Consider the following 6,688-nt stretch of genomic DNA (forward strand, 5'->3'; position numbering starts at 1 on the left):
AATCAGCATTGTTTGCCCGCTCTTATCTTTTTTAGTATAATCTAAATATCGATACATAGAAATGATCCCGACTCGTCTGATGAAGATTGACCTGTGGTAAGCGGGATTGCCCAACGAAAGAATCAGGTCAGCAAGGGAGAAGAAATGGAAAACCAAAAAAACCGGATTTTTATCGCCGATGTCCGCAGCTTATCTAAACCCCACCGTTTAGCAGCAGCCCTGAGGGCGGTATCAACAGAACGGCAGAAAAAAGCCCGGCGGTTAAAAACCCCGGCAGCCAAGGCGCTATCGGTGGGTGCTGAAATATTATTGCAAAAGGCGGTAGCCCAGAGTTATGGTATCGATGGCCCACTGGTGCTCGAGGCCGGAGCATCTGGTAAACCGTGGCTGGTTGATTATCCACAGATCTGCTTTAACCTCTCCCATTCCGGCGATTATGTGGTCTGCGGTCTGGGTTCCCGACCAGTCGGGGTGGACATTCAAAAAATGGCTCAACCGAAACTAAGGCTGGCTAAACGTTTTTTTGCCCCGAGTGAGGTAGACTGGCTCCTGACCTTGCCGCAGGAAGAACAGCAGCAGGGTTTTTATGATCTCTGGGCGCTAAAAGAAGCGTATATGAAATACACTGGCAAGGGCTTCAATTTACCGCTGCATACTTTTGCGATCGATTGTCACCGGGAAGCGGCAATAACCGCCGCAACGGCTAGCATCTCTGAAGGGGATAGAATATCCGTGGTGATTAAAAATTATCCGGAGCTGGAAGGTTATGTTATCTGGGCTGTCACGGATACAGGTGCTTTTCAGGAGTGTCTGGAATGGATCACATTATAGGAGCGAATTAATGGGAATATCAACAAATCAAAAGGAAAAACTGCAAACCCTGTTCATTACCTTTTTTAAAATCGGTCTGTTCACCTTTGGTGGCGGTTATGCGATGATCCCACTGATCGAATACGAAACAGTCGAACGGCATCGGTGGATAAAAAGCGAGGATATTCTGGATATTTTTGCCATCGCCGAAGCCACCCCCGGAGTCATTGCCATCAATACGGCAACCTTTGTTGGTTACAAAGTGGCTGGTTTTTGGGGTTCTTTGTTGGCAACCCTGGGGGTGGTGATTCCGTCCTTTACAATTATCAGTGTAATTGCTCTGTTCTTCCAGGCGTTTCAAAGCCTGGAATGGGTAGGGTATGCCTTTAAAGGGATTCGGGCCGGGGTTATTGTGTTAATCCTGGGGGCGGTGGTTAAAATGGGCAAAAAGGGGGAGTACACACCCCTGACGGTGTTGATCTTGATGCTGGCCTTTTGTCTAGCTTCCTTTACTGACATCAATGTCATTTACCTGTTACTGGGTGGTGCTGTATCGGGCCTTTTATATCAGGTCTGGTTAAACCGAAAACAAGCGGATGATAAACGTGACGAGGTGAAAAAATGATGTATCTCGATTTATTTATCACCTTTTTCAAAATCGGCTTGTTTACCATCGGCGGCGGATATGCGATGATTCCGCTGATTCAGCAGGAAGTGGTGGCTCACGGATGGCTGACGCTATTGGAGCTGACTGATTTTATTGCCGTGGCGGAATCGACCCCGGGGCCCTTTGCGGTAAATATTGCCACCTTTGTGGGCATGGAGATGGGGGGGCTTCCGGGAGCACTGACCACCACCACAGCGGTGGTGTTGCCTTCATTTATCATTATTTTGCTTATTGCCAAAGCGTTTACCAACTTTCAGCAGAACAAATGGGTGCAGGGCGCTCTTTATGGAATGCGACCGGTGGTAATCGGGTTGATTGCCTCGGCAGTATTGCTGTTGATGTCCAGTGGGTTTATTGGTCATGAGGCCAAAATTCACTCGGTCAGCGATTTCTTTGCCAGTCTCCAATATCTGGAAATTATTATTTTTAGTATTGGTGTCTTTGTCTATTTCCGCTACAAACTCCATCCGATCAAACTGATTCTGATCTCTGCGGCCTTGGGGATGTTGTTTTTTGGGGTAGTGCCGATGTTTTATTAGGTACCGAGATCTACTGCTATGCAGTAGATCTTATTTTTTTGTCAAAAACGCCGATGCGATTTTGGCAGAAATGACTTAAGGAATAATTAAAAGGGTGTGATGATCACAGAAACATCACAAAAGCATGATATATTAATGAAATTGACACAAAGATGTCATAATCGCCTGCTATGATAAATAAAAAAGGAGGAATTGAGATGACTGTTATCATTAATGTATTAACGGCCTGGCTAAGCGTCATTTTTGCCGCTTTGTTGGCCATCATCTACTTATTGCGAATTGTCAATAAGGGCACCAGAAAAAATGAATTCATCGCAAAAATCAATCGAAATCTGAGAAATTCACATAAAACCATGGGAATCGCTTTTGTGATCACCGCCTGTGTTCATGGGTTCTTTTCCTCGGGAGCAATTCTGTCATTTAACTTTGGAACCCTCTGTATGGTCATGGGAGTTCTGTTGGGACTAACCTATTTTCTCAGAAAAATGCTGCGGGGTAAGTGTGCCTGGATTAAACCACACCGCTGGTTAACTGTGGTACTGATTGTTTTTCTGGGGGTTCATCTTTGGGAGGTTGGCGGAATCATGGGCCCAGAAGCTTTTTTTAACAGTTCGTTAAAGGAAGTGGAGGCTTCGGTGGAAAAATTATATGGCACAAAAACGGTTTCGGCGACAGCCGCTGATCAGAGCAATTCCGTAACAGCAGAAAATTCCAGTGCATCGACAACGGAAAGCACCCCGGTAACGACACCGGATGCCTCGGTGACCGATACGGTGGTGACCAAAGCCAATCTATTTTTGGGTAGCGTCGATTTGCAGGATGGCACCTATACCGGGGTGGCCGAAGGTTACGGACCGGAGCTGACCGTTAGTGTGACGGTGGCTGAAAATGTGATTACTGATGTGTCGGTGGTTTCTCATAATGAAAACAATGTCAAATATTATGGCAAGGCCATTGATGCGGTACCGGCCGCCATCATTGCCGCCCAGACTCCGCTGGTTGATACCGTTTCCGGGGCAACTTATACTTCAACGGGAATTATGCAGGCCGTTATCAATGCACTGGAGCCAGCCGTGATTTCGGGAACCTTGCCCAGCCTGTAAGACAGTTAAGTTGATTTTAGTTACCACGAAAAAAATGGTCATAAGCGATAAAACACCTCTGCTCTTTAAGTTTCTTAACGAAAGAAATTTAAAGCGTAGGGGTCTTTTTTTAAATAAAAATTATTTCAATATTTAGGAAAAAAGAGGGTAGAAATATTTAAAAAGCGCAATTTAAGTAGGCAAAAAAATTTTAAGGAGGGTCAGACATGCCGAAAATGTCAAATATTGAAACGATCAAACAGAGGGAACAGCCCACTCTGGTTATTCGAACGATTACCAGGGTCGAAGAATTGCCGCAGTTAATCGGTGAGAGCTACGGAAAGATTGTTGCCTATCTCAACGAGATCGGGGAATTGATGACTGATGTACCATTTGTTGCTTATCATAACATGGATATGCAGCAACTTGATGTAGAAATCGGATTTCCGGTCGCCAAACCATTTCCCGGACAGGGCGATGTCAAACCGGGCCTGATTCCGGAAGGAAAAACCATCTTTTGTATGTATCGGGGGCCTTACGCCGAAATGGAACCGGTTTATGGGGAGATGGCACAATGGTTTGAGACCAATCACTGTCAACCGGAAGGAATTGCCTACGAATATTATTATAATGATCCGGCGTTTCCGGAAAGCGAATGGCTCACTAAAATTGTAATGCCGATTAAGAATGAATAATCAGCTTTACAAAGAGGTAACTTCTCTGTCAAAAAATGTCAACTCGCATGTTTTTGCCAGACAAAAGCTCTTTTTTTTACCAGGGCATTGGTTTGACATAGCATGACTAATTCTATACAGGAGGAAGAAAGATGAAATTTGAATTAAGAGATTGGAAACTGGATGATGCGGAAAATTTGGTTCGCTATGCCAATAACCCCAAGGTTGCCTGCTTCTTGCGAAACTCGTTTCCATCACCCTACACGTTGGATGATGCCCATATGTTTATTGACCAGTGTATGCACCGTGACCAGACCAAACAGTCAATTAAAGCCATCGTCATTGACAATGAACCGATTGGTTCGGTAGGATTGCTGCTGCAGGATGATGTCAGCTGCAAGACGGCCGAATTGGGGTATTGGTTGGGCGAACCTTTCTGGGGAAAAGGGATTATGACCAAAGCGATTATGCAAACCTGTGAAAATGGTTTTGCCAATTTTGATATTTTTAGAATCTATAGTCGTCCTTTCGTTGATAATATCGGTTCCCGAAGAGCGCTGGAAAAGGCAGGCTTCCAGCTGGAAGGAATCTGTAAGAAAGCGATATTCAAAAACGGTAAGATCACTGACTATTGCATGTATGCCCTGATTAAATAAATAGAATAATAAAATGGCAAAAAGATGCTGGATGAGGTAAAAATCATTCAGCATCTTTTTGATTATTCCTAAGCTGAACAATTGCTTAAAAAATGTTGGGGAAACTTACACAAACTGAGGTGTTGTTAAGGTAAAACAGCCTATGTTATGGTTCGACATGAAGTTGTCACTCCCAATTTACGACTTCAACCAATTTAAAAACATCCTATGTTATGGTTCAGCCACAACGGCAGATTGCCCTATTTAAAAGCCATCGCTCTAAGCTTTTTTCTTCCCAAAATCCCGATAGTCGTGTCAGTCCAGTCAGCAACCATTCAAAAACTGTCGGCACTGCCGGGACTGACGGCAAATACGGGAGAAATTTTTTGGAGATCAAGCATTTGTTCAGTGATTGGTGGCACTCCATCTGCCCACTGATTCCGTCATCATACATTAAATCAGATACCTAAGAACTTCCTGACATCTTCGATCGAGTGTAAATCATCGATTTCGTAATTCAACATTTCCAGAGAATTCAGATCAAGGGTATTGATTTTTTCCCGATACTCTGAAGGCATTATTCCAAATCTCTTGGTTAATCGATTAATTGCAAGACCAATCGCCAGTTCTTTTTTTCCTTCTTCAATTCCTTCTTTTTTTCCTTTTTCAATACCTTCTTCAAAACCTTCTTCTCTTAAAACTTCAGCTAATGTCATGGTTACTTCACTCCCTTTCTTGTAGGTTACGGCTAATTGCTTAATAACGGTATTCAATTGATCCTTTGACAGCGGTAGACCGGATGTTAGAATATAACGCATGCAGGTTTCAAAATACTGAAGTCCAGTTTCCATTTCCTCCAACTCATCCAGGGCTCTGGCTGCCTTAAAAATCGTTTCCAGAAATTCCTGACTAGTTTTCTTGAAAACATCTCTGAAAATGGACAATGCAATCATCAATTCTGCATTTCCTTTAATTTCTTCATCTGAAAACTGTGATAAGTCATAGAGCTGGTAGCGATAATTCGGTGTCATTTGTTTGACTTCTTCCGGTAACATTTCAAAATCCATAATCAGATCACTAAGCATCGGTCCAATCTTCCATTGCGTTTTTCCATGGTAAATCACCAGCGGGATGATCACTGGGATATGGGTGTCATTTTCTCTGTTGACTTTCTGGTTCCAGATTCGAACCATGTACGTCAGTAACTGCAGTGCAACCATTCTGTCAGGATAGCTCTTGTGTTCAAACAGAAAATAAAGATAACCGTCCCGCTGATTGATTTTTGTCCTGAATAACATGTCTGAGAATAACTCACTGAGTTCTGCATCAACGTGGCTACCATTCTGAATTTCCAGTTCATTTAGATCAACTATTTTTAAAATCGGTTCAGGTAGGTAGTTCTCGATGAAATCTCTGGCCACTAACGGATTGGAGAATATTTCCTTGAAAAACTTGTCATGGGGATTCTGTATTTTTGTCTCACTATTTTTCATTCGTTCACCTTCTTCAATGTTGATATCATTATAATTGATTTCCCTTTAAAATGCTATTAAAACTGCTGGCATCTTCTTTGCTGATGAATTGATCATGTCAATCCTTTGATTATCTCACTCCCATCTTTTTTCCTCCGTAATTGCCGTCAGTCCCGTCCATCCCATCAGAAAATTGTCACGACTGACGGCACTGACGGGAAATATGGAACAACTTTTTGGGGGAATTCGGAGTTTGAAATCGTTAGATCAACGTTTCTGTAGCAGTTTGTCCACTTCCCGCTGATAGCCATAGCGTTTAAAATATTCAATTAGAGCAGCATCCACGACATCCCGCTGTTTGAGATTCCGGCTGTCACAGAATTCCTTCATCAGTCGCACCAGCAGTTCGGACATGTAGAGGATTTGGGTCTTGGTTGTTCTGGGAACAGCATACTTGGGAACCGTCCCATCAGATTGGGGCATGAGCAGGGTGATTAAGCGCTCTTTGTTTTGAAGCAACATGTCTAAGATCAGGAGATAGATTGTTAATTAGCAAATTATAAGTGTCAAAACAGTCTTGATTTAATCAAACTATTCCGGCTAAACCCGGCTTTTCAACTATGGTATAATGATTAATCATTAAGCACTTTAAGGAAGCATCAACCATGGTTCACCTGGAACACTTTTCTGACCACCCGCTGGATTACATCACTGAATTCTACATCGCCGAAAAAGTTCGCATCGACAGCTGTTCTCATCTTATGTTATGGTTCAGCTTCCTGATCCGGTGTTATTCAGCAAATTATTCG

At 43.1% G+C, this 6,688-nt stretch carries 8 protein-coding genes; 6 read left to right on the forward strand and 2 right to left on the reverse strand.

What is annotated here, in order from left to right:
• Positions 1–144: 144 nt before the first annotated feature.
• The 6 genes from B3F51_RS03915 (at position 145) to B3F51_RS03940 (ending at position 4,428) form a co-directional block, all read left to right on the forward strand.
• Positions 145–831, forward strand: coding sequence for a 4'-phosphopantetheinyl transferase family protein (locus B3F51_RS03915; RefSeq protein ID WP_286806526.1), 687 nt, complete (start codon positions 145–147; stop codon positions 829–831).
• A 10-nt stretch (positions 832–841) separates the two neighbouring features.
• Positions 842–1,435: a chromate transporter gene (locus B3F51_RS03920; protein ID WP_286806528.1), complete on the forward strand. Its 594-nt coding sequence runs from the start codon at positions 842–844 to the stop codon at positions 1,433–1,435.
• On the forward strand, positions 1,432–2,016 hold the full coding sequence (locus tag B3F51_RS03925) for a chromate transporter (RefSeq protein ID WP_070370997.1): 585 nt from the start codon (positions 1,432–1,434) through the stop codon (positions 2,014–2,016). Before B3F51_RS03920 ends, B3F51_RS03925 begins: the two co-directional genes overlap by 4 nt.
• Positions 2,017–2,213: 197 nt before the next feature.
• The gene (locus tag B3F51_RS03930; protein ID WP_286945572.1) at positions 2,214–3,119 is read left to right on the forward strand and encodes an FMN-binding protein; all 906 of its coding nucleotides are present in this window, start codon (positions 2,214–2,216) and stop codon (positions 3,117–3,119) included.
• A 206-nt stretch (positions 3,120–3,325) separates the two neighbouring features.
• The gene (locus B3F51_RS03935) at positions 3,326–3,793 is read left to right on the forward strand and encodes a GyrI-like domain-containing protein (RefSeq protein WP_175440922.1); all 468 of its coding nucleotides are present in this window, start codon (positions 3,326–3,328) and stop codon (positions 3,791–3,793) included.
• Between the two features lie 131 nt (positions 3,794–3,924).
• Positions 3,925–4,428, forward strand: a complete 504-nt coding sequence (locus tag B3F51_RS03940; RefSeq protein WP_070370999.1) for a GNAT family N-acetyltransferase — start codon at positions 3,925–3,927, stop codon at positions 4,426–4,428.
• Between the two features lie 437 nt (positions 4,429–4,865).
• Here B3F51_RS03940 and B3F51_RS03945 read toward each other — a convergent pair whose 3' ends face one another.
• Positions 4,866–5,900, reverse strand: coding sequence for an Rpn family recombination-promoting nuclease/putative transposase (locus B3F51_RS03945; protein WP_286945573.1), 1,035 nt, complete (start codon positions 5,898–5,900; stop codon positions 4,866–4,868).
• 246 nt (positions 5,901–6,146) lie between these two features.
• Entirely contained in the window at positions 6,147–6,401 is a 255-nt protein-coding gene (locus tag B3F51_RS03950) for a hypothetical protein (RefSeq protein WP_286806537.1), read from the reverse strand.
• Positions 6,402–6,688: the final 287 nt, after the last annotated feature.

Source organism: Acetobacterium sp. UBA5834, assembly GCF_002435675.1.
Taxonomy (GTDB): Bacteria; Bacillota; Clostridia; order Eubacteriales; family Eubacteriaceae; genus Acetobacterium; species Acetobacterium wieringae.

Coding starts and splice junctions, on each gene's coding strand:
- B3F51_RS03915 (WP_286806526.1), top strand. CDS start 145: ATGGAAAACCAAAAAAACCGGATTTTTATCGCCGATGTCCGCAGCTTA.
- B3F51_RS03920 (WP_286806528.1), top strand. CDS start 842: ATGGGAATATCAACAAATCAAAAGGAAAAACTGCAAACCCTGTTCATT.
- B3F51_RS03925 (WP_070370997.1), top strand. CDS start 1,432: ATGATGTATCTCGATTTATTTATCACCTTTTTCAAAATCGGCTTGTTT.
- B3F51_RS03930 (WP_286945572.1), top strand. CDS start 2,214: ATGACTGTTATCATTAATGTATTAACGGCCTGGCTAAGCGTCATTTTT.
- B3F51_RS03935 (WP_175440922.1), top strand. CDS start 3,326: ATGCCGAAAATGTCAAATATTGAAACGATCAAACAGAGGGAACAGCCC.
- B3F51_RS03940 (WP_070370999.1), top strand. CDS start 3,925: ATGAAATTTGAATTAAGAGATTGGAAACTGGATGATGCGGAAAATTTG.
- B3F51_RS03945 (WP_286945573.1), bottom strand. CDS start 5,900: ATGAAAAATAGTGAGACAAAAATACAGAATCCCCATGACAAGTTTTTC.
- B3F51_RS03950 (WP_286806537.1), bottom strand. CDS start 6,401: ATGTTGCTTCAAAACAAAGAGCGCTTAATCACCCTGCTCATGCCCCAA.